We start from the raw sequence: 25815 nt of genomic DNA, 5'->3' as shown, positions 1-25815 counted from the left end.
CCCTGTTGTTCTACCAACACACTGATTACTCAGCTTACTCAGCACCCTTCACACTGAGGCACTCAGCCTTCCTGATAAGTAAGTGGATCGTCCAATCCCAACTCAGCAAAGGCAGCCAATCGCAACCGACAAGCATCACAAACACCACAAGCTAAATCGTTACCTGTGTAGCATGACCAGGTTTTTTCCCAAGGAACACCCAGCTGATTGCCTAATTGGATAATTTCGGTTTTTTTCAGGTCAATCAGAGGAGTGACAATTTTAATTCCATTGCCCTCCCTACCTTGTTTTGTGCCCAAATCAAAAGCTGTCTGCATTGCTTGGATATAATCCGGACGACAATCTGGATAGCCAGAATAATCTAAGGCATTGACACCGACATAGACTGCCTCAGCACCAATTGCTTCTGCATAGGATAAGCCAAAGCTCAGAAAAATCGTGTTACGGGCTGGAACGTAGGTAATGGGGATTTCTTGAGACATCTGCTCTAGACTACGCTCCTTGGGTAGGTCAAGGTTATCATCGGTTAACGCTGAACCTCCCCACTGCCGTAAGTCAAACCTGACTACCTGATGTTCCTTAACACCTGCTGCACTAGCAATTGCGTACGCTGATTTGAGTTCTCGTCGATGTCGCTGCTGATAATCAAAGGAAAGGGCATAACACTCATAACCGTCTCCTACTGATTGATACAAAACTGTAGCAGAGTCTAAACCTCCAGATAACAACACAATTACTTTCTTAGACATGATCCAACCAGATATCACAAGTCTCATCAGGATAATGCCTAATCAAACGTTTTGCACTGTTACTACAACTACCAATTAATAATTTCATTGCTCTGTCAACAGACAACCCACAAACTGACACATAGGGTTAGTGTTCCATATTTCGTCAAACCACAATAAGTATAGAACACATGTTTTAAAGGTTCTTTTAGGCTGAATAGGATGGACAAAGCTTTGAAATTCTTCACATTTATAGTTGCTGTGGTACTATCTGGATGGTTTAAGGCGACTTAGATTAAGTAAATCGACTTATTACCAGTGGTGGAGGAGCAAAAAAGAGTGCAGAATCGTACTTATCAAAGACATCGAGATCATCAAGTCCAGCGCAACTTACCGCAGCCAATCAAAATCGGTGTGATTGGCGTTGGCAATATGGGACAACATCATGCCCGAGTTTTGAGTCTTCTCAAAGACGTTGAAATTGTGGGTGTGGCAGACATTAACGTCGAGCGTGGTTTAAATATTGCCAGTAAGTACCGTGTTCGCTTTTTTGAAGATTATCACGATCTTCTTCCCTATGTAGAGGCGGTTTGCATTGCAGTGCCGACCCGTCTACATCATGACGTCGGGATGACTTGTCTACAAGCTGGAGTCCATATTTTAATTGAAAAACCGATTGCCGCTAGTATTGCTGAGGCAGAATCCTTAGTGAATGCTGCAGCAGAGTCCCAATGTATTCTTCAAGTTGGACATATTGAACGTTTTAACCCAGCTTTCCAGGAACTGAGCAAAGTTCTGAAGACAGAACAATTGCTGGCTGTGGAAGCTCATCGCATGAGTCCTTACTCTGACCGAGCCAATGATGTCTCGGTGGTTTTGGATCTCATGATTCATGATATAGATCTATTACTAGAATTGGTAGCCTCACCTGTGACAAGGTTAACCGCTAGTGGCAGCCGTGCTTCTGATTCCGGGTATTTAGATTACGTCACTGCTACCTTGGGGTTTGCCAATGGTATTGTTGGTACTGTCACGGCCAGTAAAGTGACACACCGAAAAATCCGTCGCATCGCTGCCCATTGCAAAAATTCTCTGACGGAAGCTGATTTCCTCAATAATGAGATTCTAATTCATCGGCAAACCACTGCCAATTATATGACCGACTATGGTCAAGTGCTTTACCGACAGGATGGTTTGATTGAGAAGGTTTATACCAGTAACATTGAACCACTCCATGCTGAGTTAGAACACTTTGTCAATTGTGTACGGGGTGGTAATCAACCTTCTGTCGGGGGTGAACAAGCCCTAAAAGCACTGCGCTTGGCAAGTTTGATTGAGCAGATGGCTCTTGATGGTCAAGTTTGGCACAACGTAGACAATGGGAATAATAAACTCCATACTTCCGTCATGACAGTTCCGTGTTAATAACTTATTCTTGATTTGTTGTTGATGATCTAGGGGTCAGTTGCACTTGTAACTGACCGAAATTAGGGAGAGCCGAAGGGGGTAAAGAACAAATCAGCCAAATCCGCTTTGATAAATCCCTTCTAACCCTGACAACTAGAAGTCGCGGCTATAGGTAGGTGAAGCCTTCTCGAAGAGTACAAAGTTTGCCTGGACAGACTGACTTCAACAGGGGGTCTTTAATCCGGATTTGCGATTAACCCTTTCCCCTGTCCCTTTTCCCATTTACCTGACTTGTCTTATCAGTGACGAAGCTACCTGAGTTGATATAAATTCACTGACTTTCTGATTTCCTTGGGGGCTAAGGTGAATGTGGTCACGGTAAAGTATTTCTGGTTTTTCGGTTTTATTGAACACTGGTAAAAAATCTAGATAAGTAATGTTGTGCTCTTGAGTAAAGTCACTCAAGCGTTTACGGGCTTTTAACTCATAGTCACGAGGTCCTTTGGTACCAATTTCCCGGAGTAGGGGGGTCATCCCTAACACCAACTTGGCTCCAGCAGCATCAGTTAGGGTCTTAATTTCCCCAATGGCCTTGAGATTAAAGCCAACCCGGTCTCCTGGTTCGGCTCTGACTGCTTCCATTTCAGGAATAGCTGGTGCTCTGAGGAGATAGCGACTCCAGATCTCGGCTATGGCTAGGAGGGGTTTTTGGCTGGGATAATTGCGATCGCGTCCGACTTGTACAGAAGTCGGTGCTGTAGCAAACAAGTCATCGGTATTAATCAGTAATACCACTACATGGGCGTTGAAGGTGCCAAAGCGTCGTAGATAGGCTAACTCATTTCGTGGTCCCCAAGAATTAGCAGAAGCATTAAGGACTTCGACTGTTTCAAATGGTTTCTCCTTGGTTAGTCTTGGTAAGACGTCTTTGGTCAGCCATAGTTCTAATTGAGATTGGAGCAGTGCTGATATGGTTTGGTCTTGGTCTGTCCACCAAGCTCCATTCGCAACAGAATCCCCCAGTAGGAACACCCGCAGCATGGATCGCGGTAACCTAGGAGTGGTGCTGGGACTGCGCATGGAATATTCATTAATGACAATGCGGTTGCCAAACCGTCTGGTGCTTTGGTTAGGGGCTAGCAAGTAGCCAATTTCCTCATCTGCCACATAAATCAGGGGATTACCGAAGCCGAGCAGCCATCGTAAACCGACCTCTAGCGCTACCAAGGAACTGACTAGCACTGCCAAGGTTAATAGCAATACTTTCACAAGAAAATCCTATATAATTTATAAATTTTTCCTATAGTTTTGTCTAGGTTTTCAGTAGTGATATCACTTTAAAAGCCGAGTATAACCGCTCAAAGCTGAGTATACCAAGGTTAATCGGTAAATTTCCCCCTGATCTAGCCCTGGCTATAATCGACTTGTTGGTTAGATCCCTGATAACTCAAACAGGAGCGACAAACTATGTCAGACCTCAATCGTGGCATCATGAAGTTTAAAGGAGCTGATAGCCCCACAGCCGTTGTTATTTCAGCAATTCTGGTTTTGGGCAGTATCAGCGTTCTGATCTGGTGGGCATTGCACAACGCTTACAGCATTGGCTAATCTCCGTCGATTTCCTTAAAAAATTGACAATTCCTAAAAGCTGTGCTAACATTTATAAATGTGAGCTAAAAGGGTCGGTGCCCGAGTGGTTAATGGGGGCGGACTGTAAATCCGTTGGCTATGCCTACGCTGGTTCAAATCCAGCCCGGCCCACCACAATGGTTTGGGATATAACCTAAATATACTTTTGATAAGTCAGCATGAAATTTGCTGATTTTAACCGTTAACTAATTACCATGACTGGTTTAGGGTCGGTAAATCAAAAGCTGATTAATTGATACCTTGGCAGAGTAAATTTGGCCAAAGTAGAATAGGCTAAATCAAACCAATAATCTAAATCTAATAATTTAAATCTAGCCCGTGTGGCTCAGTGGTAGAGCACACCCTTGGTAAGGGTGAGGTCACGAGTTCAATCCTCGTCACGGGCTTTTAAGCATAAATTTCCGAATAGTTAGCAAATTGTACAGTGACTAATTATTGGTCACAAAGGCAAATACAGCACAATTCCCTTCCATTCTGCTTGCTCACTACAATCGATCAGTAGTAGTAATTCATCAATTGCCTGTCGAATTGGCATTCGATCATTGACGACAAAGATGCCCGCCATCGACTCTCCTGAAACTAGGCGGTTGTAGGCAAAATCTGGCATCGTTGCACGATCATGAGTTAGAAGGATACGTCCGTTAATTGCTGCCCAAGCTAGAATCGCTGGATCATCTACTTCTCGCAAGCCAACATCTTGAACCCGTAGTAGGTCAAGATTGGGTTGACGCAAAAACAGCCCTCGAACAATGTCACCGTTGAAATTCTCATCGCTCAGCAAACTCAGCATAACCGTTTCTACTGATTCTGCTGAGATAGCAAACGGGTACGAATTAAGCTGAGATCAGGTTGGATACTAGACAAACGTTGCTGCACTGATTCAGCTAACTGCTCTCTCTGATTTAAGTATGTTTCTACCGCATCTTGGTGTCGAAGGTAGTAGCCAATTGTATTGTAAACATCGGACAAAGATAGAGTCGAGTATCGATGCACAATAGACTCAGGGGATGCACCATCTTGAAACGCTCGAATAACAGTCTCTAGCAAAACCCTTGAATTTCCAACTCGAATCGCTCCGGTTTCATCTTCTCGCAGAGGCGGTGTCTCACGTTCCAAAACGAGGCTCATAGATTAACTTTCCTAAATCCAGTATAAAACCATCGTAACTTACCTGACTAGCGCAATTGCTCAGTGAACTTAAAAACACTGTCTCAAAATTGGGCGTTGCTGAATATCGAAATGATTTAACTATAAAGGGGAATTTTATGATAATTTAAATAATAAATAAGAAGCCTAATTGATAAATCGAAGATTTTATTGATGCAAAGCGCGAGTGGGGAGAGACTCCCAAGACCTTGCTGCATCGCTTGTTCAAATATAGAGTAGCACAGAGTGCGTGGATGTAGTCTTGCTAAATAGTGTCTCAATCTTGTATCTTCATTTTCTATGAAAGTCATATAAATTTGATTAACCCAAGTTGCTAGTTATCCAGATGCGATTTGACCGTAGGTCACGCTACGGGAACGCACAAGGGTGTTGAGGTTAACTAATGGTAACTAGAATTGAGGACTGACAACTGGTTAAACCTATTACGACAGCAGCGAGTAATTGCTGTGATTCGAGCATCCTCGAAATCCTTAGGAGATCAGATGGCTAAGACAGTAGCCACTGGGGGTATACGGTTAATTGAAATTACCTGGAATAGCGCTGATGCTCCTGAGCTGATTAGTCAGCTCCATAGAGAATTACCCAACTGTATCATTGGTACTGGCACGATCTTAAACCAATCTCAGTTACATCAGGCAATTGATGTTGGAGCGCAGTTTATCTTTAGTCCCCATGTAGATACAGCAGTTATTAAAGCAGCGGTAGCTGCTAACGTGCCAGTGGTTCCCGGAGCACTTTCCCCCACAGAAATTGTGACAGCTTGGGATGCTGGTGCTAGCTGTGTTAAGGTGTTTCCGATTCAGGCGGTCGGTGGTGCTAGTTACATCAAAGCCTTACTTGGACCACTGGGTCACATCCCGTTAATTCCTACTGGTGGTGTTACGATAGACAATGCTCAGGAATTGATTAATATCGGAGCGATCGCTGTGGGTCTTTCTGGGAATTTGTTTCCTAAATCCCTGATTGATGGAGGGAATTGGAATGCGATCGCAAAACGAGCAAAACAGCTAAAGCAACGATTAGCCCCTCATTCTCTGAGTTGAGGCTATGATGTTGGTGATTTGTTTGATTGACTGCTAAGGTTATATGTTTTTCCACTGGCTAAGTCCCTTAAGAACCTTGTTTGCCAGTTTCCCACTGATGCTAATCGCCTTGGCTGTCTGGACAACACCAGCGTTGACCAATCCTGTGAGTGAGCAAATCGCTACCAGAGTGATGGAACTACAAGATTCAGAAGAACGCTGGATTGAGATAGACCTAACCAATCAAAGGCTGATTGCTTGGGAAGGTAGACAACCGGTTTATGCAATAATTGTCTCCACTGGTAAAGATTCAACACCTACCCATCCTGGTACATTCACGATTCAATCCAAGCGTCGCAAGGACAGAATGCGTGGTGCAGATTACGATCTGGCCAATGTACCTTATGCGATGTATTACCACCGAGGCTATGCTATCCATGGGGCATACTGGCATCGTAAGTTTGGTACGCCAGTAAGTCATGGCTGTGTGAATGTAGCTGTGGATCATGCTGAGTGGTTATTTGATTGGGCCTCTGTGGGAACACCAGTGGTGATTCATCAGGGCGTTGAGGAATTTGCCAATGATGAATGATATCAAGTCTGTTGAATTATTAGCTGTCCGGTAAAAGAAGCCCCACACCTAAATCCGCAAGGATGAGTGCTTAAAGTTACCGTAAGAATAGTGGAGCCTTAATCAAAAAGTTTTAACCCTTTTACGCATAGCCGAGCAACCATAAAGGCTCCACTATTCTAAGGTTTCGTCTCCAGGGATGAATTTTACACAGAGTCTTTGGGATCAGGGAAACGAGCTATCAAACTCCTAAGAACCTCTGACTGGTTCATTCCTCTCTTATCTGCTTCTTGCTCTAGTTTTCTCTTTTCGTATTCGGTTAACCGTATCGTCATTTTTATAGTTTTCATTCTGACTTGCCATTTGACTAGCTGTATACTATACTAATAGTAGGTCGAAAAACAGTAGGTGACAAGAATGAGAGCAGCGTATCAATACCGATTAAGGCTAACCAAAACCCAAGAGTCTGAAATAGAGACATGGCTTGACATGCTTCGTTGTCAATACAATTATTTGCTTGCTGATAGATTCAAGTGGTATGAGCAAAATCGCTGCTCCATCAACTCCTGTCCTTTGGTTTGTCATTTACCAGACCTAAGAAATAATCCTGACTATTTTTCCCAAAAGAAAACCCTTCCTCAGCTAAAAAAGGACAGACCTTGGTACAGTGTAGTTCAATCTCAAGTTCTCCAAGACTGTGTAAAAAGGGTCGATCTAGCTTTTAAACGGTTTCTGAAAGGCGATAGTAATGGAAAGAAAAGCGGAAGACCTCGGTTTAAAGGAAAAAACAGATACAAATCTTTTACATTCCCCTCTCTTGGGAAAAATCCTATAAGTGGCAATGTATTGACTCTTCCAAAATTTGGTAAAGTCAAAATGATTTATCACCGACCTATTCCAGAAGGGTTTAAGATAAAGACAGCTACTATAACCCGAAAGGCTGACGGCTATTACGTTACGTTGTCAATCCAAGATGATAGTGTCCCAGATATTATCCCAGTAGACAGTGCCGTCAATCCCGTCGGCATAGATATGGGTCTCAAATCTTTCCTGATCAAGTCTGATGGTTCAGAAGTCCCAATTCCCCAGTACTACAGAAAGGCTCAGAAACGATTAAAGAAAATCCAAAAAGCTGTCAGTAGATCTAAAAAGGGCAGTAACAACAGAAGGAAGGCTGTCAGTAAACTTGGAAAGGCTCACAAAAAGGTAGCTGACACCAGAAAAGATTTTCATTTTAAAACTGCTAAAATTCTACTAAACAACCACGATTTAGTTGCTCACGAAAAGTTAAATATTAAAGGTTTGGCCAGGACTAAAATGGCTAAATCTATTTTTGATGCTGGCTGGGGGCAATTCCTGTCAATACTGTCAAACAAAGCCGTTCGCGTAGCGTGGCCTACGGCCTTAAATGCTGGTTTGCAAACAGTTGCAGTGAATCCTCGGAACACCAGTCAAAACTGTTCCAACTGCGGAGTAAAAGTACCAAAGAAGCTAAAAGACCGCATCCATTCTTGCCCTCATTGTGGTTATGCCGAAGATCGAGATGTGAATGCGGCTAAAAATATATTGAAGTTGGCGGTGGGGCATCCCGTCGGTAGTAAAGCTGTGTGATTCGTTGGCTATAAACCTTATCCATAAAGGATTTGGGGGACTAGCCGCAAGGGTCAAACCTTGATAACTTGAAAACCATGTTGGTGAAATACCAACCCTCGTGAAATCCGAGTGGGCGAACCTGGCTTGAAAACTCTCTGGCGAGGGCTTTCTACCTTTTACCATTTGTTTGAAGGTTCACAACTTGCTTCTACGTCCTAGTCTCTATCACTGTTTCGACTACTTTTGCCTAATGGATAGCTTGATAAGGGGGATTTAGGGGGATCCCTTTGTACCTCATGGCATAGAGAATTGCTATAAACCCTCAACCTTCAACCTTCAACCTTAAACCTTCAACCTTGGCCTTTCGGCCACGCTACGCGAACAACCCTCAACAGTCAACAAGCCCTTATAACTGAGGTACATACTGTGGCTTCTCAGGCACATCGGTGTACTCAGCCACAATTTGACGGAACTCCTCACCCTCAATAGTTTCCTTTTCAATCAACAGATCCACTAATCGATCAACCGCATCTCGATTCTGCCGAATGATATCTCGTGCTTCTTGATGGCAATGTTCTACAATTTGACGAACTTGCTGATCAATCCGAGCAGCAACCTCTTCAGAGTACTCTGCCCTAGACATTAATCCCGCACCGAGAAAGACTTCTCCCTCTTGGCTTTCCAAGGACAGAGAACCTAAGTCACTCATCCCGTAGCGAGTTACCATTTGCCGTGCGATCCCAGTCAATTGCTGCAAATCACCACCGGCACCAGTAGTGACTTCAGCATGACCGAATACTTCTTCTTCCGCAGCTCGACCCCCTAAAGCTCCAGTAATCCGAGCCAAAAGCTGAGCTCTGGTAATTAAACCTTGCTCTTCACTAGGAGTAAACCAGGTTAGACCTTGAGCTTGTCCTCGGGGAATCAGGGTAACTTTCTGTACAGGGTCGTGATCCTTTACTAGGGTACCAATAATAGCGTGACCAACTTCATGATAAGCAATCAATCGCTTGTTCTTGCTATCTACCAGGGGAGTACCTTCCATCCCAGCCACTACCCGGTCAACCGCATCATTGATTTCCAGCATGGTAATCGCTTCTTTGCGACGGCGAGCAGTCAGGATAGCGGCTTCATTGAGCAGGTTGGATAAATCAGCACCAGTGAATCCAGGAGTCCGTCTTGCGATCACTTCGATGGAAATTTCTGAAGCGAGTTTTTTATCCCGAGCATGGACTTCCAAAATCTTAATCCGCCCTTTCAGGTCTGGGGGATCTACCATCACCTGGCGGTCAAAGCGTCCGGGACGTAACAGAGCTGTATCCAGCACATCCGCACGGTTAGTAGCCGCAATCACGATAATGCCAGTGTTTCCTTCAAACCCGTCCATTTCCGTCAGCAATTGGTTTAGGGTTTGCTCCCGTTCATCGTTACCACCACCAATTCCAGCTCCCCGTTGCCGTCCTACCGCATCAATTTCATCGATAAATATCAAGCAAGGGGCATTTTCCTTAGCTTTTTTGAACAAGTCACGAACCCTAGAGGCACCAACACCCACGAACATTTCCACGAATTCGGAACCAGAGATACTAAAGAAAGGCACTCCTGCTTCACCAGCGATCGCTTTTGCTAAGAGGGTTTTACCAGTTCCAGGAGGACCGACCAGCAGCACCCCTTTTGGTATTCGTGCTCCGACTGCGGTAAACCGTTCCGGTTGCTTGAGGAAGGTAACTACTTCTTCGAGTTCCTCTTTCGCTTCTTCGATACCGGCCACATCATCAAACAGGACCCCAGTTTTGGCTTCCATCATGAACCGCGCCCGGGATTTCCCGAAATTCATCGCTTGACCAGGACCACCATTCATGTTGCTGGAGCGACGGAATAGGAAAAATAATCCCGCAATCAAGAGAATCGGAAAAATTAAATTCCCCAGCAGTCCCCAAATTGCACCATCATTGCGAGCGGGATGGGATGTCAGAGCAATATTAGACTCTCTGAGCTTAGAAATCAGTTCCGGCGCACTAATTGGCAGATCTACTCGCAGCCGCTGTAAGCGGTTATCAAGATCCACATCCACAGCTTCTACAATCGCTGTGCGACCACTATCATAGAGGTCAACACTAGTGACTCTACCGGAATCAATATAGTCCAAGAAGCGACCATAGGTCATGCGAGTACTGGCGGTATTACTACCCATATTCCCGGTAGTACTGGCAAATGTTCCCTGCCAAAAGAAAAAACCAATGACTAGGGCAGGTAATGTCCAGAGTAGGAGTATTCTCCAAGAAAATTTCATGTTTTATTCGCCTCTATTACTGGTAACGAATGCTGGTATCACCCTGTTAGGGAGGATCTGATTACAAAGCAAATCAAGATCAAATATCCATTCAATACCCTAAAACCGTTTGCTTATAGTATGTTTGTATTTTTGGTCAATACCCTTGAGGGGTATTGCCACATAACTGGTGATAACACAAGTTATTGTAACGTTATTTTAACTAAATTTAACATAAATCTCATTATGTGAGCAAGGGAGTGATAGCAAGGCTTGTAATGGTGTTTCCCAGGAGGGTGGGAGATGTGGGAGGTGTAGGGAGGATGGGGTAGATTTTTATGAAAAGCAGTTATCAGTTACAGTTGGAATAGGCTTGTTGATGTCATGATCTCAATAAGGTGTTTAGGGACAGATAACCATGACAGATTTGTTGGAGCAAGCCATCTCCCAGGTGAGACAGTTGCCAGAGTCGGCACAAAATAGCATTGCTGCGCTGATTCTCAAGGCATTGGAGCAGAAACAGGGGGATTTTTGGGCTGATTTTGATGAAATTATCGCAGAAAGCCAAGTTAGCACGGGAATTGCTGATTTATCTTATCAACATGACCATTATGCCCACGGTGGGGAGAAGCGAGGGGTGGAATAGTCGTGAGGACAGTTTTTGTGGATACGGCGGCGTGGATTGCTTTGGTGAATGTGGATGATGATTTTCACCGCATTGCTAAACAGGTAAGGGTGAGGTTGGAGCAAGATAATTATCGTTTGGTAACTAGTTATTTTGTGCTTTTGGAAGTGGCTGATGCTTTAACTTCTGTACGCTTTCGTCCCCAGACTATTAATTTGCTCAATCGCCTCAAGGGTTTGGCAGGTTTGCGAGTGATTGAGGTTAGTCAAGCTCTTTTTGATGCGGGTTGGCAGCTTTATTGTCAGCGTTTGGATAAGGATTGGGGATTAACTGATTGTATTAGTTTTGTGATTATGGAGCGGGAGGGGATAACGACGGCATTTACGTCAGACCAACATTTTGAACAGGCTGGTTTTATTCGTCTGTTAAAGCCCAGGGGTTAATTTGGTTCCTTCTTTAACTTGGCAGTATGGGATTGGGACTATTCAGGCTAAGGTGGTTCGGTTGCCCTTACTAGAATTTTGAGCGAAGAGTAAAAAAGCGATGCAGCCCTATAGAATAAGCTCAAAAAAACAGTAGCGCATCTGTTTCACTCAGCTCTATGGCCAAAAAAAACAGACGCGCTAGTTTTGATCTAACTCCTCCAAAAGGAGGATTTACTTTAGACCAGCCGTAACCTAGTAGGTTTCAACGTGCCAGCGATGTGCTTTCTTCATTTGCTGTCGGTATGTAGTCCAATCTACATCCTCTTTAGCAGCTGCAGCGGTCAAAGCCTCATCAATACCACCTTCCATACCTTTTAATCCGCAGATGTAGGTATGGGTGTTGGGTTGCTGCATCAGCTTCCACAACTCGTCAGCATGTTCCGCCACCCTGTGCTGGATATACATCTTGCCCCCTTCAGAATTCTTCTGCTCACGGCTAATGGCATAGGTGAGGCGGAAGTTATCTGGGTTATTCTGCTGCATTGCTTCTAAATCATCTTTATAGAGGATGTTAGGGGTAGTAGAAATACCAAAGATCAGCCAAGCCAAGCCCTTGAACTTGTAATCTTCGTGCTGTTCTTTAAACATCCGCCATAGGAAAGCGCGGAATGGTGCAATACCAGTGCCCGTTGCCATCATGATGATATTGGCATTGGGGTCTGATGGCAGCAACATCTCCTTACCCACCGGTCCAGTGATTTTGACATCATCCCCTGGATTCATATTGCACAGGAAGGTAGAGCAGACACCGTTTACGGTTTCCCCAGTTTCAGGATGTTTGTACTGCAGCTGTCTGACACAGAGGGATACTGTCTTATCATCCAAGTCATCGCCGTGACGAGTAGAAGCAATGGAGTACAGACGAAGCTTGTGGGGTTTGCCTTTGTCATCAGTACCATCGGGAATAATCCCAATACTTTGACCTTCGAGATACCGCAGATCACCTCCAGAAAGGTCAAATTTGATGTGACGGCAATTACCAATACCCCCTTCGCGGACTAGTTGTTCGTTTGATATACACTTACCAATGAAGGGGTTTTTGGGTCGATAGGTATTGACAGGGATATCATCTTTGGCCTTTTTGGGTTTCGCTTGAGTCATAGGCTTAGTTGTGTTTTTTGACTGGGTAGGCTTAGTTGTGTTTTCTGACTGGGTAGGTTGTGTTTGAGCCACTGACCCATTAGCAGCACTACTGGATAAAGGTTTAATGCTGACAATCTTCCCTCCCATGCGAGCAATCCGCTGCATTTCCTGCTTCATGCGGTTATAGGGCACCGTCAACAAAACGGTGCCACTCTGGCGAATCGGTCCATTTTGACGAAGACCGACTACCTCATAAACGTAAGTGCGACTACCAAATTCTGTAACAGTGCTGGAATTAGTAGACTCGCTAGGACTAGACATTGCTTCTATTGCTCCAAACCAAACTGACTATGTATTGCTAACTATGTATTCCTAAGACTTGCCTTGGCACCACAAACAGACTCACGGTCGATGGGTGAGCGGCTAGCTAGTAATAACCCCGAATAATGCCTTATTAGCGTAACATTGTAAAGCTATGCCCAGTAATGTTTTCGTTTATCAGGGAGAGAATTAGTGTAGAGGCACTGCTAGGCACTACTCTCAAGTTACATGATGAGTAACTCAAAAACTGTAAATCCTGAGTCAATTTAATTTTTTCTTTAAAAAATGCCCAACAAACCTTAGCATAAGTACTAAGCGAGGTAATGCTACTGACAATCAGCCTTGTATAAGCAATCTGGTTTTGGTAGAATCCACTATGAGCAGCTAGTAGTAAATACTTAAGCAGAGCTTGGCTTTGGTCTTCCCTAGTGGTTAGTACTTAAGCGAGTGGATTTATGGTGGCATGTTATCAAGCACCACTATAAGCGTGTGTCAGATTGCTCCCAGGCTTGGGCTTTGGCTTACTGAAAACTGATTTGAGAATATGTTTTACGTTAGAGGGAAGATATGACCACAGATCTGGAGAGGGTGGTAGTTATAGGAGTTGCTGGAGACTCAGGATGCGGTAAATCAACGTTTCTCAAGCGTTTGACCGACCTATTTGGCCAGGAGTTCATGACGGTGATTTGTCTGGATGACTATCACAGTCTGGATCGTAAACAGCGCAAAGAGAAAAAAGTTACTGCCCTTAATCCTAAGGCAAATAACTTTGACTTGATGTATGAGCAAATCAAAGCGCTTAAAGAAGGTCGGGGCATAGACAAACCTATCTACAACCATGAGACCGGTGAACTTGATCCACCAGAGCGGATTGAGCCAAATAAAGTTGTAGTGATTGAAGGCCTGCACCCTCTTTATGATGAGCGGGTGCGTGATCTGGTTGACTTCGGGGTTTACCTAGACATTAGCGATGAGGTCAAAATCCAATGGAAAATCCAGCGGGACATGGCAGAACGGGGCCATCGTTATGAGGATATCCTAGCGTCGATTGAAGCTAGACGTCCAGACTTTGAAGCTTACATTGAAGTCCAGAAGCAATACGCTGATGTGGTCATTCAAATCTTTCCCACCCAGCTGCTTCAGGGAGAGGCAGCTAAGGAAAGCAATCTACTGCGGGTGCGCCTAGTTCAAAAGGAAGGAGTGAAAGACTTCGAGCCAGTTTATCTGTTTGATGAAGGGTCAACCATCGATTGGAGACCTTGTGGTCGCAAGCTAACCTGTGCTTATCCTGGTCTGAAAATGTACTATGGACCAGACAGCTACATGGGTAACGAAGTCTCTGTACTAGAGGTAGATGGTCAGTTTGATAACCTAAACGAGATGATTTACATCGAAAGTCACCTCAGCAATACCTCAACCAAGTACGATGGAGAGATGACTGAGTTATTGCTCAAGCACAAGGATTATCCTGGCTCTAACAACGGTTCTGGGTTGTTCCAGGTTCTTGTTGGTCTGAAGATGCGGTCAACTTATGAAACCTTGATATCCGCTCCAGCCAAAGTAGCAGCCAAGGTGTAGTATGGTCTAAAGGAGCTGATGGAAACAATGTTTGCGTGACTCACATTCCATCAGCTTCCTCAGACGGAACAAACCGAATCAGAGCATAAGATTGGCATGGTATCGGATAGAGTTATAAAGATTTGGATAGCTAGCGTTTTGGTGTTTTTTGTGATGGTGGAAATCTACCAGTGGGTTAGACACGTAACTCTACCACTACCGGTGTTTATCTTAGCAGGAGCCTTATTAGCGATCGCTTCTAACTATGGCAAGCATCCAGGCTGGATTTTTCGCCAGCCTTCCTTCCCATCTGATTCATCTAATCCCAATCCAAGCCAAGACAGCCAAGACCAAGACATTACCAATACTGCTAAATTAAACCCTACAAAGCAGTCCTTATTTCCTACCTTGCCTATCCAACAAAAATCAATTTCTTTTATTATTAATCGTCGTTTTGAAAAAAAAGATGGATGAATAATTCATCTAAGCATTCAGCAGTTAGCTGTCAGCAGTCAGCAGACTTAACTCAGATTAAACGAATGCTTACCTCTTTCATTCAAAAGCTAATAGCTGATAGCTGATAGCTGATAGCTGATAGCTTATATCAACCGTTCATATTCCGCTTCATTTGCTCCAACTCTTCATCCATTTCCCAGCTTTTAAACTGTTGCTCTAAAGGGTCTACACCAGAAGGGATATTGTATTGGTTACTGTTGGTAGTCTGATTCCAGGCAAATGTCTGGGAGTTTTGCTTCGGCTGAGCACTTGCGCGAGCTGCTGCTGTATCTCTAGCTTTAGCCTGAACTTCAGCGCGACGGTTTTTAATCTGTTCTTGGAGTTCCTTGGCTTTAGTAATGCGCTGTTTAACCCCTTCCATCTGGCCCCAAAGCTGATTGCCTTGACGTAACAGAGCTGCTTCTCGCTCTTGAGCTGCTTTAGCCAAATCAAATCTGTTGTGGGACTTAGCCTTTTCAATACGCTCATGCCAACGTTGAATGTCTTTGGCAACGGCGAGAATTTGGTCTTGCAACCGCTTTTCCTGTTGCTGTAAGTCAATAATTAGCCGCAGTGTGTCTTTTTCTTGCTCGCGCAACTGCTCCTCTAGTGCCTGTAACTCTAGATGAGGATTGTTGCGGAGAAATTCTTCTAGACGACTTTCTAGAAATCGATTCAGGTCTTCAAATAGTCCCACTGCACCACTATCCTAGATCCTATTAGATCATATATCTTTCACTCTGTTATATCAACATATCTCAGCTTATCTGAAATAGCTACAGGAAGGCTAAATATAGTTAGTTAATAATAGTTAATTTAAGTGACCATTGGGGTTTTTGCGATCGCACAAATTGGGTATGCGATCGCATACATAATATAACCCACTACAAAATACCATTGGCAATTGGCAACCGAGCCATCCTGTTGTTAATTTTGGCAGAGGGTGAGGGCTGTTTTTTTGGGTTAGATACGGCGATTTATCACCTGCAGGATGTTACCTAGCTAAAAATGTTGTCCAACGTAAATTGAACGAACTTCACCATTGCGTCGAATCACTGCTTCCTGATTATCTACAGAGACTAGAGTCCAACCGCTATTAGCAATTGCTTCCCCCAGCTTAACCCGTTGGGTAACACCATCAATTTTAAACAAAGCAGCAGATTGCTCTCCTAGCTCCAGTAATCCCACCAAGGTATGTTTGATGGCAGGTGATGATGGTGGAGGTGGTGGTGGGGCAGGGAGTCGGTCAAGAGTAGCGGTGGGCAGGGGGTCTGGGGTTGGTGGTGGCGGTAATTCTAGAGTAATTGGTGGCGGTGATTCTAGAACATTTGGTGGCGGTGGTTCTATAGCAGTTGCTGACGGAGGTTTCGGGATTGGTGATGGGGATGGTGTAAGTTCAGGGGTACTAGGAGGGGATGGTTTTACTGGCGCTGATGGCGCTGAGGATGCTATGGCAGGATCAGGGGTTGGAACCTTTTCAATTGGAATATAATAAACTCGTTCTAAGACACGTTCTTTGACAGCAGTTGGTGGTGCAGTTGCTGCTGAGTTACGAGCTACCGGAGGATTGGCAAGGGTGGGGTCTGGTAATGATTGGGCGATCACAGTCTTTTTGATAGCTTGTGCTTTGCGGTCAATCACTTCTAGCGATCGCAACATATAGTTAATAAACTGGGCATCAGGTTCTGATACTTTGCCTTGTTGAACTGATACCAAAGCTACCAAGTTGTTCAACCATGACCAAGTTAGCTTTCCCTGGCTAGTCAGCCACATCATTGTGATTGCTGATAGGGACAGTAAGGCTAAAGCCCATAGGAGCTTGTCTAAAAACTGACCAGAGTTATCCGCGACAATACTAGAGTTAGTATCTGCCGTTGTCGTTTGCAACTCACTTGATGTGGTTTCGGCTAACTCCTGGGTTGAGGGGAGTGGCGATTCCAGAAAGGGAATAATTGCCGCTGATATGGGAATTTTCGGGATTGCTATCGGTTCCAAGGAGACATAGTCTGGCTCAGGGGGTTCTGTCGGCAACTCGCAGCCGTTTTCAATCATTTGGTACAGATCCCCAAATAAATCATCCATTAACCTATCGGCTTCAGCATCTACCGACCATGGCTGAATAGGAAGGGGAGTGTTCAAGCGCTCTGTTGATTTTTCTTTGGTAATCACATCCTGAGACATCGATGGTATGCTCTTGTAACTATCACTATGAATATATCTTTGATAAGATTATCTTCCGAGACCCAAAACTTTACTTTTCTATGGGAAAAACCCTCAAAAATCTTGCCATGCTTAGATATCCCGTCTGGGCATCAACCAAGGAGCAATAACGAATCTGTGATTAGGGAGCGATAACAGCACTGAACTTTCGTTCCCGCACCTCTAGATATACCAGCAACGCATTGATATCTGCTGGATTAACCCCGCCAACTCTCGATGCCTGACCAATAGTCATAGGTTTGACTTGGCTAAGCTTTTCACGAGACTCCTTGGATAGAGTTTCAATAGCAGCATAATCCAAATCTGGTGGTAACTGCCGATTAGCTTGCCGAGAAACTTGGTCAATTTGGTTTTGCTGACGCTTAAGATAACCTTGATATTTTAGATCAATTTCTGCTCCTTCTCGTTCCGACTGATTCAGGTTAGGGTCACCCAGTCCATATTGGTCTAGATTGACATAGTGGAAACCAGGACGACGTAGTAACTCAGCTAAGGTAATCGAGCCTTTGATCTTTTGCTGGGTATCGGATGCGATCGCAATTCCGATTTGATCATGTGCCTTAATCCGCACCGACTGGAGTCGCGCTTTTTCTGTGGTAATGTTCGCCTGTTTTTGTTGATAAAGCTGCCACCTACGGTCATCAATCAAACCCAGTTTCCGTCCTAAAGGAGTCATACGGCGGTCAGCGTTATCGGAACGCAATAGTAACCGATACTCCGAACGGCTAGTCAGCATTCGGTAAGGTTCCCGCAGGTCTTTGGTACACAAATCGTCAATTAATGTACCCATATAGCTTTCTTCCCTAGGAAACACCACCATTTCCTGATGGCGGACATAGCGCACTGCATTAATTCCCGCCACAATCCCCTGAGCTGCTGCTTCTTCGTAGCCAGTGGTACCATTAATTTGTCCAGCGCAGAACAATCCCTCAATTGTCTTAGTCATCAGTGTCGGATAACACTGAGTTGCTGGTAAATAATCATACTCAACCGCATAAGCAGGACGGAGCATAGCACAATTTTCTAATCCCGGAAGAGTTTGCAATAGCTGCAACTGCAAATTCTCTGGTAATCCAGTAGAAAATCCCTGGATATAGAGTTCTGGAATATCTCGTCCTTCTGGTTCAATAAAAATCTGGTGGCTTTCCTTATCAGCAAAGCGCACAATTTTATCTTCAATACTAGGGCAGTATCGGGGTCCTTTAGCATCCACCCAGCCTCCATAGATTGGGGATAGATGAAGATTGTCCCGAATCAAGCGGTGAGTCTCAGAAGTCGTGCGGGTCAGATAGCAATACATCTGCTCTCGTTCCACCCACACATCTGGGTCAAAGCTAAACCAGCGCACCTCCTCATCCCCTGGTTGAGGTTCCAAGTTGCTGTAATCTACGGAGCGCTTATCTACCCGTGCTGGTGTTCCCGTCTTGAGTCGTCCCGTTTCAAAGCCTAAGCGGTTAAGGGTTTCCGTCAAGCCAATTGCCGCAAATTCCCCAGCCCGTCCTGCTGACATGGACTTGTTTCCCACCCAGATCCGTCCACCCAGGAAAGTGCCAGTTGTCAAGATCACTGCCGATGCTTTCAAAGCCACACCGAAGTAAGTCTGAACACCTATCACCTCATCATTAGCCCCCAGCACCAAATCCGTGACCATGGCTTCCCGGAGAGTCAAGTTTTCTTGATTTTCTACAATCTCCTTCATCACAGCCGCATATTCTCGCTTATCCGTCTGCGCTCGCAAAGCCCAAACCGCTGGTCCCCGTGAACAGTTCAGTACCCGCTTTTGCAGGTAGGTACGGTCAGCCATTTTGCCAATTTCTCCACCCAAAGCATCTACCTCATGGGTGAGTTGAGACTTGGCTGGTGCTCCCACTGCTGGGTTACAGGGTTGCCAAGCAATTTTGTCTAGATTGAGGGTAAGTAGGATAGTACGACAGCCCAACCGTGCTGAAGCTAGGGCGGCTTCACAACCAGCGTGTCCCGCGCCAACTACAATCACATCAAAGGCATCTTGGAAATCTACTTGGGAATGCATGGGTCTAAGGAAGGATCAGAAATCAAATGAGGAATTTTCTACCAGAAAATGGTGTGTTTTTTATAGTTTAATTTAAAAAGTTATGGTTTAGTTTGATAGTTAACCCTCAACCCTCAACCCTCAACCGTCAACAACAAACCCTTTCAACCCCAGTTACCCTTCAGTGATAATTTTTGGCACTCTGAAGAAATCACCATCCTGCTCAGGAGCTTCCCTGAACATACTTTCCCGGTCAGTATAGGGTTTGAGAGTATCCAGTCGAGTCACATTGCTAATATCAATCGCCCGTGTAGTTGGCGGCACATCCTCAGTATCTAATTCACTCAGCTGTTGAAAATATTCGAAAATACTGCTCATCTGAGCTGCAAATTTATCCTCTTCCTCTGCTTTTAGTTCTAAACGAGCAAGATTGGCAACTTTTTGGACTTGTTCGCGGTCTATCATCATTTTGTTATATTATAATTCTTGGTTACTAATGAACTCCTCAACAGTCAACACTAAAGGCTTAGCCCAAATCAAAGACTATCAAGACTATCAAGTTTATTAACTAGAAGCTAGGAGTTAAAAGTAAACATCAATGGTAGAACGACCTGTAGTTTTCAGCCAGTTTTGGGCTTCAATGTAGTTATTAGGAGCAAGGCGAATAGCTCGTTTCCAATAATCAGCCGCTTTGTCATAGAAAGCTTCTGCCCCCTCACTATCCCCAGCTTCCTTAAACTGTTCACCTTGATAATGGTAAATTACGGCTACATTATTAAGGGCCTGAGGCATACGGGGGTTGATCTCAAGAGCTTGATGATAGAGTTCTAAAGCACGCTCATGCTCACCATTACTGGCTTGAATCAGCCCCATGTTGTAGAAAATAAAGCTACGGTCGTTGGGGTCTTCCTCTAGTTCCAACGCTTTTTTGTAATTATCCATAGCTTCAGCATATTCCCCATCCGCTTGAGCTGACATACCATCTCGGTAATAGACAAAAGCTTCCTTGGCTTGCTTATTGGTAGGGAGAACCTTTAAGAGGATGTCTGCCATCACTGTAAAGGTTTTATCGATAAAGTTATCGTTGCGTTGAGTGCGTGGCATAGTTGCGTGGGTCTATAGTCTTCACCTTGTAGATAATCCTATCTTGTGACGTCAGCATTTAGCTATGAACCTTTCCGCAGTTAGCTCAACAATCCAGGAAAACTTAAGCATTGGGCTGACTGCTGCAAGTACATGACTTATCCTGAACACCCCTCAATCAGGTGATAAGCGCGTGTAGTGCTATAGCTCAAGTAATGCCTGTGTTACCTAGAGCGTCAACTGACTTACTGTTCTATAACTTGATTATTCTTTAGCACATCTGGTTATATATGTCAATAAATATATTTGTTAAAATCTCAGTAAAATCACTTAGAATAAAAGCATGGTAGATGAACCCTGATAATTACCCCCGGAGCTCCAGTTTCCGGGGTTTTCTGATCGGCCTATAGTTACCAAAGCAATCCCTGCGAGCTATCTAAGGATTTTGTAGATTCCTCTAAATCAATTAGTGAGTCACTTTTCCGGATATACGTGAAATCACCGAGAAAAGAGAAATGGTAGATGCACCCTGATAGTTACTCCCCGAAGCTCACGGTTCGGGGGTTTTTTTTGTAACGATATTCTAGATTTGTTATTTTAAGCATAAATACTCGGGATTGGCCAGTGAGGTACAGTCTTCTTTGACGCTCATTCCCTCAATCGATTCTCTGCCTAACCCACTGTCTTGATGCAGTCGCTCATGGGGGGAACCCCCAAGACCGCGCTGCATCGCTTCCGAAAAGCCCTTAAAGCAGCACTTGAACCTTGAGTCAAACTCATTTGGACAAACTGCTCAACCCCTTCAATAATGGGAAAATTAGGAAAAGTAGGACTCAAAGAAGACTCAACATAGCTACCCCCCTTACCTGCTTGGAGTACATTGATTTTTAAACTTCCCTTAGAAAACTGCCATAACTCAGGCACTCCCAAAGCTTCATAAGCACTCAGTTGTGTTTTGGAAGTAACATCAACCTCAATGGCTATATCGGGAGGTGGATCACTACTTAAATCTAATCTCCTTTTGCCAATCATTAAACGATAATTTTGAATATAAAAACAATTATCCGGCTCGATTCCTGCTGCCATATCCTTCCGCTTGAAAGTAGTTGAGCCGTAACATTCGCGATTGAATTCCAATTCTTCTAGTAAAATTTTAACCATATCACCAATAATTTCTTTATCAAACTCATGTTCTGGCAATGGCATTCTAATTTCTAATTGATTTTGATAGTAAGCTACTCTATTAGCTCTTTTTTCACCGAGTTCTTCCAAAATCTCCTCGAACTTTGACCAGCTTACATCAGTCAAAAGAATCCGCTGTCCTGGAGGAACACTTAACTGCCTGAGCTGTAATGTTACCATTGAGCATTACCTTCCGATTAACCTGCTTCTGTCTTGGTGCGCGTTCGGTGTGGGCGTTGGAACCTCGCGCCTTGTCGCACCGCTATTTTATGGCAATCGCCCCTTGGAAGCTGTGAGAGTGCGATTGACCGTAGGTCACGCTACGCGAACGCCAATCAATTAACCCACCCTACGTGCTTCAAGCTGTAATATACAATAACACATCAAGGAGTAGTCCTATGGGTCAATTGATAATTGATAATTAATACAGCTTTCGAGGAACGGTCTTGCCGCCAGTCGTCAATCATCCCCTGCTAAACCTTCCGGATACTGGAGAAGTAACTCAGAAGAAAGAAATGGTAGATGCACCCTAATAATTACCCCCGAAGCTCACGGTTCGGGGGTTTTCTTTGTAGGTGCGCTTTCCGCATCTAATTATTAAATTCGCCACGGGTCGCACCTGTAGATGCTGCCATAAACCATAACTTGGCCGTCAGCTAAAAGTAAAGTTTTATCTAGGTTTTATCTAGGTTTAGTGATCATATAGAATTTTAAGCCATACCTTAGCTTCCGGATATCAATCCCATCAATCAGAAGAAATAAATGGTAGATGCACCCTAATAATTACCCCCGAAGCTCACGGTTCGGGGGATTTTTTTTGGTAGATGTTGCCATCAGCGCCTCAGCTGGCTGTTGGCTTTGAGCAAATTTATCCCGTGGGTTTTGTTATTGATTGACTAGTAAATTTACTAGTAATCCTTCCGGATATCAATCCCATCAATCAGAAGAAATAAATGGTAGATGCACCCTGATAATTACCCCTGAAGCTCACGGTTCGGGGGATTTTTTTTGGTAGATGTTGCCATCAGCGCCTTAGCTGGCTGTTGGCTTTGAGCAAATTTATCCCGTGGGTTTTGTTATTGATTGACTAGTAAATTGACTAGTAATCCTTCCGGATATCAATCCCATCAATCAGAAGAAATAAATGGTAGATGCACCCTGATAATTACCCCTGAAGCTCACGGTTCGGGGGATTTTTTTTTGGTAGATGTCGCCATCAGCGCCTTAGCTGGCTGTTGGCTTTGAGCAAATTTATCCCGTGGGTTTTGTTATTGATTGACTAGTAAATTTACTAGTAATCCTTCCGGATATCAATCCCATCAATCAGAAGAAATAAATGGTAGATGCACCCTGATAATTACCCCTAGGCTCAACGGTTTGGGGGTTTTCTTTTGAAACAGCTGTCGAATCCCTATCAAAGCTAATAGTTACCAGAGATATTCCGGCAATTTTTTCGACTATTTTATTGGTCATAGTTCCGGAGAATAGTGAAGTAACTAAGAAGAAAGAAATTAGATGCCACCTGATCAACACCCCTGAGATCTGATCGGGAGTTTTTTAGCAGTAGATCAATTGCGATCTATATCACTAGTTACTAGAAGCACCGTCCAAGAATATTTTTCACCCATTTACTTTTCTGAGTGGGGTTCCGATGTGGATGCTCTCACCGCGTAGAGGAAACTCCCTTATTATAAGGCTACATTGATGGGATTGACCGTAGGCCACGCTACGCGATGAAGCGTTCGCGTAGCGTGGCCAAAGGCCTCAGCTTCCGCTAAAAGCGATTGACCGTAGGTCACGCTACGCGAACGATGATTACTCAGAAAAGAGTGAGTGCGAAGTATATTCACAAGTTAATCGTTTTTAATCCCAGCTCTGACGAGACTGGGTTTTAAAACTTCGCGCTTACTTGTGATCAATCCTGCTAGCTGTCAACTGCCAAAAATTTGGTAGTTTCTATAAATAGCCCCAACCCAATATATCATAACCTTATCTGGTAAGCAATAGCTATGGCTTGGGAGAAAATGGTACACCTAGATATTTCCCCTGGAGTAGGAGACGCTCCTCTATTTAATTGACCAAATACCCACTGATAAGTTCCATCTACCAGCAAGTCCTTAACTAGTTCATAACCTTGGCACGGTCAGTCAAAATTTCGTAGCCATCAGTTGTTACCAAAACCGTATGTTCAAACTGAGCGGATAGAGAATTATCGACCGTAACGACTGTCCAACGGTCAGATAGGGTGCGTGTGAACTTAGTACCAGCATTCAAAATTGGCTCAATCGCCAAAGTCATCCCAGCACGGAGCTTGACATTGGGCAATTCGCGGGTGCGGAAGTTGAACACTGAGGGGTCTTCGTGTAGATTTCGCCCCACACCGTGACCCGTATAATCCTCCACGATACTATAGCCATAAGTTTGGGCATGGTCTTCAATCGCACCAGCAATGTCTAGCAAGTACTTCCCTGCTTTCACCTGTTCGATGCCCTTGTAGAGGGTTTCATTTGCCACCTGAATTAATTGACTCGCTTCTGGTTTCACCTCCTCAATCGGAATAGTAATGCATGAGTCTCCGTGAAATCCCTGATAGAAGGCACCTGTATCCACTTTCAACACATCACCACTGCAAATTACTTTCTTAGGACTAGGAATACCATGAACTACTTCGTGATTCAGGCAGGTGCAGATCGACCCAGGAAAGCCGTAGTAGCCTTTGAAACTTGGGGTTGCTCCCATCTGACGGATCCGCTTTTCGGCATAGGCATCTAAATCCGCTGTGCTCATTCCTGGCTCAACCATCTCAGAAATTTCTTTGAGTACTGTTGCCACAATAGTTGCCGCCTGCCGCATGATCTCAATTTCACGCTCAGATTTGATTTCAATCCGTCGGCGTTTTTTCTTGGCACGGGAGGGATTAGTGGCACCGGAAAGCAGGTTACTTAGAATGTTCATTTGATAATTATTAGTTAATTAAGAATTATTAAAGAATTATTATATCTTTCGATTTTCTTTCTATTTTCGGTTCCTAGCTCTATTGAGTAAAAATTCTTAGCAGGATGGTTTCCAACACTTCACTAAGAAGAGGATAAATCCCCTCTTTCAACAAAGAGCTATTCCAGTTAACCACAACTTGACATTAATGGTGGATTTTAGTTATACTACAAATATCGGAATAGTTAATCGAATCTACTTTAGAGTTAACTGATGAACAAGTGCGTTTGTACTACTGAAGCAGCATCTCTTTTAGGAATATCTTCGAGACGGTTGAGACAACTCCTCCAAGACGGTCGCGTCCGGGGTGCCTATAAAAGCGGTAAATTCTGGATTATTCCTCTGTTCAACCATTTACCGCAAATTATCAAGGCCAGCCGTGGACCGATTGGCACATGGAGTAAAAGTCGTCCTCCGGCTCTAGCTAAGATCAATGTCAATCGCAATCGCATTGGCACCAACAAAACTAAACCTCCCGAAGAGCGTCAGCCAGTGATTTCGGTAAAACGAAGCGGCAACAATCTATACGGCAATCAGGTAGAAATTCTTGGCCCGTGTCGGATTGTGTATCAACCGGATAACCCTCTTGATTGTGGTGCTCGTCTGTGGATTGAAACCTTTAGTGATATTCACTTTATCGGTGGGAGTTTTCCGGCCACTGCTTAGTAGAGGGTGGGGTTATATTTACCTTTTTCCTGTTGCCTTTTTCCATAACAACACACTCGCAATACCTAGGATGACTAAGGCAAAAATCCCTACGGGCAACCACCACTGTAATAGTTGAGGCTCTGATGGTGCCGTATCCTCTTCTGAGAAGGATTCTGACTGCTGGTTAAATCGATGTTCAGTGGCAGGACTTGGCACAGTTGCAGTTTTTTTCCCAGGAGTGACTGTAACGTCGTACTTGATCTCAAATGGCTTAAAACTAGCTCCTGATTTAGGAGTACCGCTTAAAACTAACTCATAGACTCCCGCTTTAGGAAAGACTAGATCAGCTCCAGGAATACCTTGATATTGTTCGGCTGATATAGCTTTCAGCTGTGGCTCAAGGATGGGGGAACTCCCTAACTCTGATGAGGATTTAGAGTAAACGGCTAGTTGACAGTCACATTGGTCTAGGGGAATGAGTTGGCCCCCTTGGCGAGTAAGGGCAAACCAAGCTAGAGCAGGTTCTCTAGCGCGAGGATTGTGATTGGGTTCAATGTGGAAGGTAGCACCGACATCAGCAGACGTTTTAATGTTGTGAGAAATTATCGGAAAATACTGCTGAGTTGTGAGTGCTGAGTTTTCAGTAGAGGAAATGTTTGATGGCAGTTGAATGGTCATGGGGGTTAACTCTTAATGCTAAA

General features: G+C 44.2%; 27 protein-coding genes, 2 tRNA genes and 1 pseudogene. 13 read left to right on the top strand and 17 right to left on the bottom strand.

Annotated features, from left to right (window positions below; all coding sequences use genetic code 11):
* Window positions 1-62: 62 nt before the first annotated feature.
* Entirely contained in the window at window positions 63-749 is a 687-nt protein-coding gene (gene queC, locus F6K46_RS08465) for a 7-cyano-7-deazaguanine synthase QueC (RefSeq protein ID WP_293036886.1), read from the bottom strand.
* A 318-nt stretch (window positions 750-1067) separates the two neighbouring features.
* On the opposite strand from queC, the gene F6K46_RS08460 reads away from it, so the two are divergent.
* Window positions 1068-2153, top strand: a complete 1086-nt coding sequence (locus F6K46_RS08460; RefSeq protein ID WP_293054865.1) for a Gfo/Idh/MocA family oxidoreductase — start codon at window positions 1068-1070, stop codon at window positions 2151-2153.
* A 264-nt stretch (window positions 2154-2417) separates the two neighbouring features.
* Here F6K46_RS08460 and F6K46_RS08455 read toward each other — a convergent pair whose 3' ends face one another.
* Window positions 2418-3404, bottom strand: a complete 987-nt coding sequence (locus F6K46_RS08455) for an SGNH/GDSL hydrolase family protein (protein ID WP_293054864.1) — start codon at window positions 3402-3404, stop codon at window positions 2418-2420.
* 198 nt (window positions 3405-3602) lie between these two features.
* Between F6K46_RS08455 and F6K46_RS08450 the strand changes: the two genes are divergently transcribed.
* The 3 genes from F6K46_RS08450 (at window position 3603) to F6K46_RS08440 (ending at window position 4171) form a co-directional block, all read left to right on the top strand.
* The gene (locus F6K46_RS08450; RefSeq protein WP_293019812.1) at window positions 3603-3743 is read left to right on the top strand and encodes a hypothetical protein; all 141 of its coding nucleotides are present in this window, start codon (window positions 3603-3605) and stop codon (window positions 3741-3743) included.
* 71 nt (window positions 3744-3814) lie between these two features.
* A tRNA-Tyr gene (locus F6K46_RS08445) sits at window positions 3815-3899 on the top strand.
* Between the two features lie 200 nt (window positions 3900-4099).
* Window positions 4100-4171: transfer RNA gene (locus F6K46_RS08440), tRNA-Thr, on the top strand.
* A gap of 53 nt (window positions 4172-4224) precedes the next feature.
* On the opposite strand, the gene F6K46_RS08435 is transcribed toward F6K46_RS08440, so the two are convergent.
* The 3 genes and pseudogenes from F6K46_RS08435 to F6K46_RS08425 all read right to left on the bottom strand — a co-directional run.
* Window positions 4225-4575: a DUF5615 family PIN-like protein gene (locus tag F6K46_RS08435; protein WP_070395499.1), complete on the bottom strand. Its 351-nt coding sequence runs from the start codon at window positions 4573-4575 to the stop codon at window positions 4225-4227.
* Window positions 4576-4583: 8 nt separating this feature from the next.
* The gene (locus F6K46_RS08430; RefSeq protein ID WP_070395498.1) at window positions 4584-4913 is read right to left on the bottom strand and encodes a DUF433 domain-containing protein; all 330 of its coding nucleotides are present in this window, start codon (window positions 4911-4913) and stop codon (window positions 4584-4586) included.
* 239 nt (window positions 4914-5152) lie between these two features.
* Window positions 5153-5257 (bottom strand): annotated as a pseudogene (locus F6K46_RS08425) (IS1 family transposase); the annotation flags it as partial.
* A gap of 90 nt (window positions 5258-5347) precedes the next feature.
* Here F6K46_RS08425 and F6K46_RS08420 point away from each other — a divergent pair.
* A complete protein-coding gene (locus F6K46_RS08420; protein WP_293054861.1) occupies window positions 5348-5995 on the top strand; it encodes a bifunctional 4-hydroxy-2-oxoglutarate aldolase/2-dehydro-3-deoxy-phosphogluconate aldolase in 648 nt (215 codons plus the stop codon).
* 97 nt (window positions 5996-6092) lie between these two features.
* Complete coding sequence (locus tag F6K46_RS08415; protein WP_229415479.1) at window positions 6093-6566, top strand: L,D-transpeptidase; 474 nt, start codon at window positions 6093-6095, stop codon at window positions 6564-6566.
* Window positions 6567-6751: 185 nt separating this feature from the next.
* Here the strand turns inward: F6K46_RS08415 and F6K46_RS08410 are convergent, their stop codons facing one another.
* Complete coding sequence (locus tag F6K46_RS08410; RefSeq protein ID WP_293054857.1) at window positions 6752-6880, bottom strand: ribbon-helix-helix protein, CopG family; 129 nt, start codon at window positions 6878-6880, stop codon at window positions 6752-6754.
* Window positions 6881-6962: 82 nt separating this feature from the next.
* On the opposite strand from F6K46_RS08410, the gene F6K46_RS08405 reads away from it, so the two are divergent.
* Window positions 6963-8156, top strand: coding sequence for a transposase (locus tag F6K46_RS08405; protein ID WP_293054855.1), 1194 nt, complete (start codon window positions 6963-6965; stop codon window positions 8154-8156).
* Window positions 8157-8544: 388 nt separating this feature from the next.
* Here F6K46_RS08405 and ftsH2 read toward each other — a convergent pair whose 3' ends face one another.
* Window positions 8545-10431, bottom strand: coding sequence for an ATP-dependent zinc metalloprotease FtsH2 (gene ftsH2, locus F6K46_RS08400; protein ID WP_075899600.1), 1887 nt, complete (start codon window positions 10429-10431; stop codon window positions 8545-8547).
* Window positions 10432-10828: 397 nt separating this feature from the next.
* On the opposite strand from ftsH2, the gene F6K46_RS08395 reads away from it, so the two are divergent.
* Together F6K46_RS08395 and F6K46_RS08390 are read left to right on the top strand one after the other, a co-directional pair.
* A complete protein-coding gene (locus F6K46_RS08395; RefSeq protein WP_293054852.1) occupies window positions 10829-11056 on the top strand; it encodes a hypothetical protein in 228 nt (75 codons plus the stop codon).
* Window positions 11057-11058: 2 nt separating this feature from the next.
* Window positions 11059-11478: a PIN domain-containing protein gene (locus F6K46_RS08390; RefSeq protein ID WP_075899596.1), complete on the top strand. Its 420-nt coding sequence runs from the start codon at window positions 11059-11061 to the stop codon at window positions 11476-11478.
* 234 nt (window positions 11479-11712) lie between these two features.
* Here F6K46_RS08390 and petH read toward each other — a convergent pair whose 3' ends face one another.
* Entirely contained in the window at window positions 11713-12924 is a 1212-nt protein-coding gene (gene petH / locus F6K46_RS08385; RefSeq protein WP_293054851.1) for a ferredoxin--NADP reductase, read from the bottom strand.
* A 567-nt stretch (window positions 12925-13491) separates the two neighbouring features.
* Between petH and F6K46_RS08380 the strand changes: the two genes are divergently transcribed.
* Both F6K46_RS08380 and F6K46_RS08375 read left to right on the top strand, forming a co-directional pair.
* The gene (locus F6K46_RS08380; RefSeq protein WP_070393023.1) at window positions 13492-14502 is read left to right on the top strand and encodes a phosphoribulokinase; all 1011 of its coding nucleotides are present in this window, start codon (window positions 13492-13494) and stop codon (window positions 14500-14502) included.
* A 96-nt stretch (window positions 14503-14598) separates the two neighbouring features.
* Window positions 14599-14955, top strand: a complete 357-nt coding sequence (locus F6K46_RS08375; protein ID WP_293054850.1) for a hypothetical protein — start codon at window positions 14599-14601, stop codon at window positions 14953-14955.
* 130 nt (window positions 14956-15085) lie between these two features.
* Here F6K46_RS08375 and F6K46_RS08370 read toward each other — a convergent pair whose 3' ends face one another.
* Window positions 15086-15673 (bottom strand): TIGR04376 family protein, encoded by a 588-nt coding sequence (locus F6K46_RS08370; RefSeq protein WP_293054849.1) that lies wholly within the window; start codon window positions 15671-15673, stop codon window positions 15086-15088.
* Between the two features lie 305 nt (window positions 15674-15978).
* Complete coding sequence (locus F6K46_RS08365) at window positions 15979-17157, bottom strand: hypothetical protein (protein WP_293054848.1); 1179 nt, start codon at window positions 17155-17157, stop codon at window positions 15979-15981.
* A 2-nt stretch (window positions 17158-17159) separates the two neighbouring features.
* On the opposite strand from F6K46_RS08365, the gene F6K46_RS08360 reads away from it, so the two are divergent.
* Complete coding sequence (locus F6K46_RS08360) at window positions 17160-17306, top strand: hypothetical protein (protein WP_293054847.1); 147 nt, start codon at window positions 17160-17162, stop codon at window positions 17304-17306.
* A gap of 11 nt (window positions 17307-17317) precedes the next feature.
* On the opposite strand, the gene mnmG is transcribed toward F6K46_RS08360, so the two are convergent.
* From mnmG to map, 6 genes are all read right to left on the bottom strand, one after another.
* Window positions 17318-19228, bottom strand: a complete 1911-nt coding sequence (gene mnmG / locus F6K46_RS08355; RefSeq protein WP_293054846.1) for a tRNA uridine-5-carboxymethylaminomethyl(34) synthesis enzyme MnmG — start codon at window positions 19226-19228, stop codon at window positions 17318-17320.
* A 153-nt stretch (window positions 19229-19381) separates the two neighbouring features.
* On the bottom strand, window positions 19382-19672 hold the full coding sequence (gatC, locus tag F6K46_RS08350; RefSeq protein WP_075906079.1) for an Asp-tRNA(Asn)/Glu-tRNA(Gln) amidotransferase subunit GatC: 291 nt from the start codon (window positions 19670-19672) through the stop codon (window positions 19382-19384).
* A 117-nt stretch (window positions 19673-19789) separates the two neighbouring features.
* The gene (locus tag F6K46_RS08345) at window positions 19790-20311 is read right to left on the bottom strand and encodes a photosystem I assembly protein Ycf3 (RefSeq protein ID WP_070393015.1); all 522 of its coding nucleotides are present in this window, start codon (window positions 20309-20311) and stop codon (window positions 19790-19792) included.
* A 651-nt stretch (window positions 20312-20962) separates the two neighbouring features.
* On the bottom strand, window positions 20963-21652 hold the full coding sequence (locus F6K46_RS08340) for a Uma2 family endonuclease (protein WP_293054844.1): 690 nt from the start codon (window positions 21650-21652) through the stop codon (window positions 20963-20965).
* A gap of 1143 nt (window positions 21653-22795) precedes the next feature.
* On the bottom strand, window positions 22796-22945 hold the full coding sequence (locus F6K46_RS08335) for a hypothetical protein (protein ID WP_158069737.1): 150 nt from the start codon (window positions 22943-22945) through the stop codon (window positions 22796-22798).
* A 648-nt stretch (window positions 22946-23593) separates the two neighbouring features.
* Window positions 23594-24427, bottom strand: coding sequence for a type I methionyl aminopeptidase (gene map / locus F6K46_RS08330; protein ID WP_075902453.1), 834 nt, complete (start codon window positions 24425-24427; stop codon window positions 23594-23596).
* Window positions 24428-24679: 252 nt separating this feature from the next.
* Here map and F6K46_RS08325 point away from each other — a divergent pair, with 252 nt between their 5' ends.
* Window positions 24680-25132, top strand: coding sequence for a helix-turn-helix domain-containing protein (locus F6K46_RS08325; RefSeq protein WP_293021888.1), 453 nt, complete (start codon window positions 24680-24682; stop codon window positions 25130-25132).
* Between the two features lie 18 nt (window positions 25133-25150).
* Here F6K46_RS08325 and F6K46_RS08320 read toward each other — a convergent pair whose 3' ends face one another.
* Window positions 25151-25792 (bottom strand): hypothetical protein, encoded by a 642-nt coding sequence (locus F6K46_RS08320; protein WP_293054842.1) that lies wholly within the window; start codon window positions 25790-25792, stop codon window positions 25151-25153.
* Between the last annotated feature and the right edge of the window lie 23 nt (window positions 25793-25815).

This window comes from Moorena sp. SIO3E8 (assembly GCF_010692445.1).
In the GTDB taxonomy this organism is placed as follows: Bacteria; Cyanobacteriota; Cyanobacteriia; order Cyanobacteriales; family Coleofasciculaceae; genus Moorena; species Moorena bouillonii.
Note: the sequence above shows the minus strand (reverse complement) of the source record. Positions and strands in the feature narration are given on the sequence as shown.

What these genes read in the sequence shown, in the direction of transcription:
- F6K46_RS08430 (WP_070395498.1), bottom strand. Translation starts at nt 4,913, where the DNA reads ATGAGCCTCGTTTTGGAACGTGAGACACCGCCTCTGCGAGAAGATGAA.
- F6K46_RS08380 (WP_070393023.1), top strand. Translation starts at nt 13,492, where the DNA reads ATGACCACAGATCTGGAGAGGGTGGTAGTTATAGGAGTTGCTGGAGAC.
- F6K46_RS08415 (WP_229415479.1), top strand. Translation starts at nt 6,093, where the DNA reads ATGCTAATCGCCTTGGCTGTCTGGACAACACCAGCGTTGACCAATCCT.
- F6K46_RS08345 (WP_070393015.1), bottom strand. Translation starts at nt 20,311, where the DNA reads ATGCCACGCACTCAACGCAACGATAACTTTATCGATAAAACCTTTACA.
- F6K46_RS08365 (WP_293054848.1), bottom strand. Translation starts at nt 17,157, where the DNA reads ATGTCTCAGGATGTGATTACCAAAGAAAAATCAACAGAGCGCTTGAAC.
- petH (WP_293054851.1), bottom strand. Translation starts at nt 12,924, where the DNA reads ATGTCTAGTCCTAGCGAGTCTACTAATTCCAGCACTGTTACAGAATTT.
- F6K46_RS08335 (WP_158069737.1), bottom strand. Translation starts at nt 22,945, where the DNA reads ATGACCAATAAAATAGTCGAAAAAATTGCCGGAATATCTCTGGTAACT.
- F6K46_RS08405 (WP_293054855.1), top strand. Translation starts at nt 6,963, where the DNA reads ATGAGAGCAGCGTATCAATACCGATTAAGGCTAACCAAAACCCAAGAG.
- queC (WP_293036886.1), bottom strand. Translation starts at nt 749, where the DNA reads ATGTCTAAGAAAGTAATTGTGTTGTTATCTGGAGGTTTAGACTCTGCT.
- gatC (WP_075906079.1), bottom strand. Translation starts at nt 19,672, where the DNA reads ATGATAGACCGCGAACAAGTCCAAAAAGTTGCCAATCTTGCTCGTTTA.
- mnmG (WP_293054846.1), bottom strand. Translation starts at nt 19,228, where the DNA reads ATGCATTCCCAAGTAGATTTCCAAGATGCCTTTGATGTGATTGTAGTT.
- F6K46_RS08450 (WP_293019812.1), top strand. Translation starts at nt 3,603, where the DNA reads ATGTCAGACCTCAATCGTGGCATCATGAAGTTTAAAGGAGCTGATAGC.
- F6K46_RS08360 (WP_293054847.1), top strand. Translation starts at nt 17,160, where the DNA reads ATGGTATGCTCTTGTAACTATCACTATGAATATATCTTTGATAAGATT.
- F6K46_RS08375 (WP_293054850.1), top strand. Translation starts at nt 14,599, where the DNA reads ATGGTATCGGATAGAGTTATAAAGATTTGGATAGCTAGCGTTTTGGTG.
- F6K46_RS08435 (WP_070395499.1), bottom strand. Translation starts at nt 4,575, where the DNA reads ATGCTGAGTTTGCTGAGCGATGAGAATTTCAACGGTGACATTGTTCGA.
- F6K46_RS08410 (WP_293054857.1), bottom strand. Translation starts at nt 6,880, where the DNA reads ATGACGATACGGTTAACCGAATACGAAAAGAGAAAACTAGAGCAAGAA.
- F6K46_RS08320 (WP_293054842.1), bottom strand. Translation starts at nt 25,792, where the DNA reads ATGACCATTCAACTGCCATCAAACATTTCCTCTACTGAAAACTCAGCA.
- F6K46_RS08395 (WP_293054852.1), top strand. Translation starts at nt 10,829, where the DNA reads ATGACAGATTTGTTGGAGCAAGCCATCTCCCAGGTGAGACAGTTGCCA.
- map (WP_075902453.1), bottom strand. Translation starts at nt 24,427, where the DNA reads ATGAACATTCTAAGTAACCTGCTTTCCGGTGCCACTAATCCCTCCCGT.
- ftsH2 (WP_075899600.1), bottom strand. Translation starts at nt 10,431, where the DNA reads ATGAAATTTTCTTGGAGAATACTCCTACTCTGGACATTACCTGCCCTA.
- F6K46_RS08325 (WP_293021888.1), top strand. Translation starts at nt 24,680, where the DNA reads ATGAACAAGTGCGTTTGTACTACTGAAGCAGCATCTCTTTTAGGAATA.
- F6K46_RS08340 (WP_293054844.1), bottom strand. Translation starts at nt 21,652, where the DNA reads ATGGTAACATTACAGCTCAGGCAGTTAAGTGTTCCTCCAGGACAGCGG.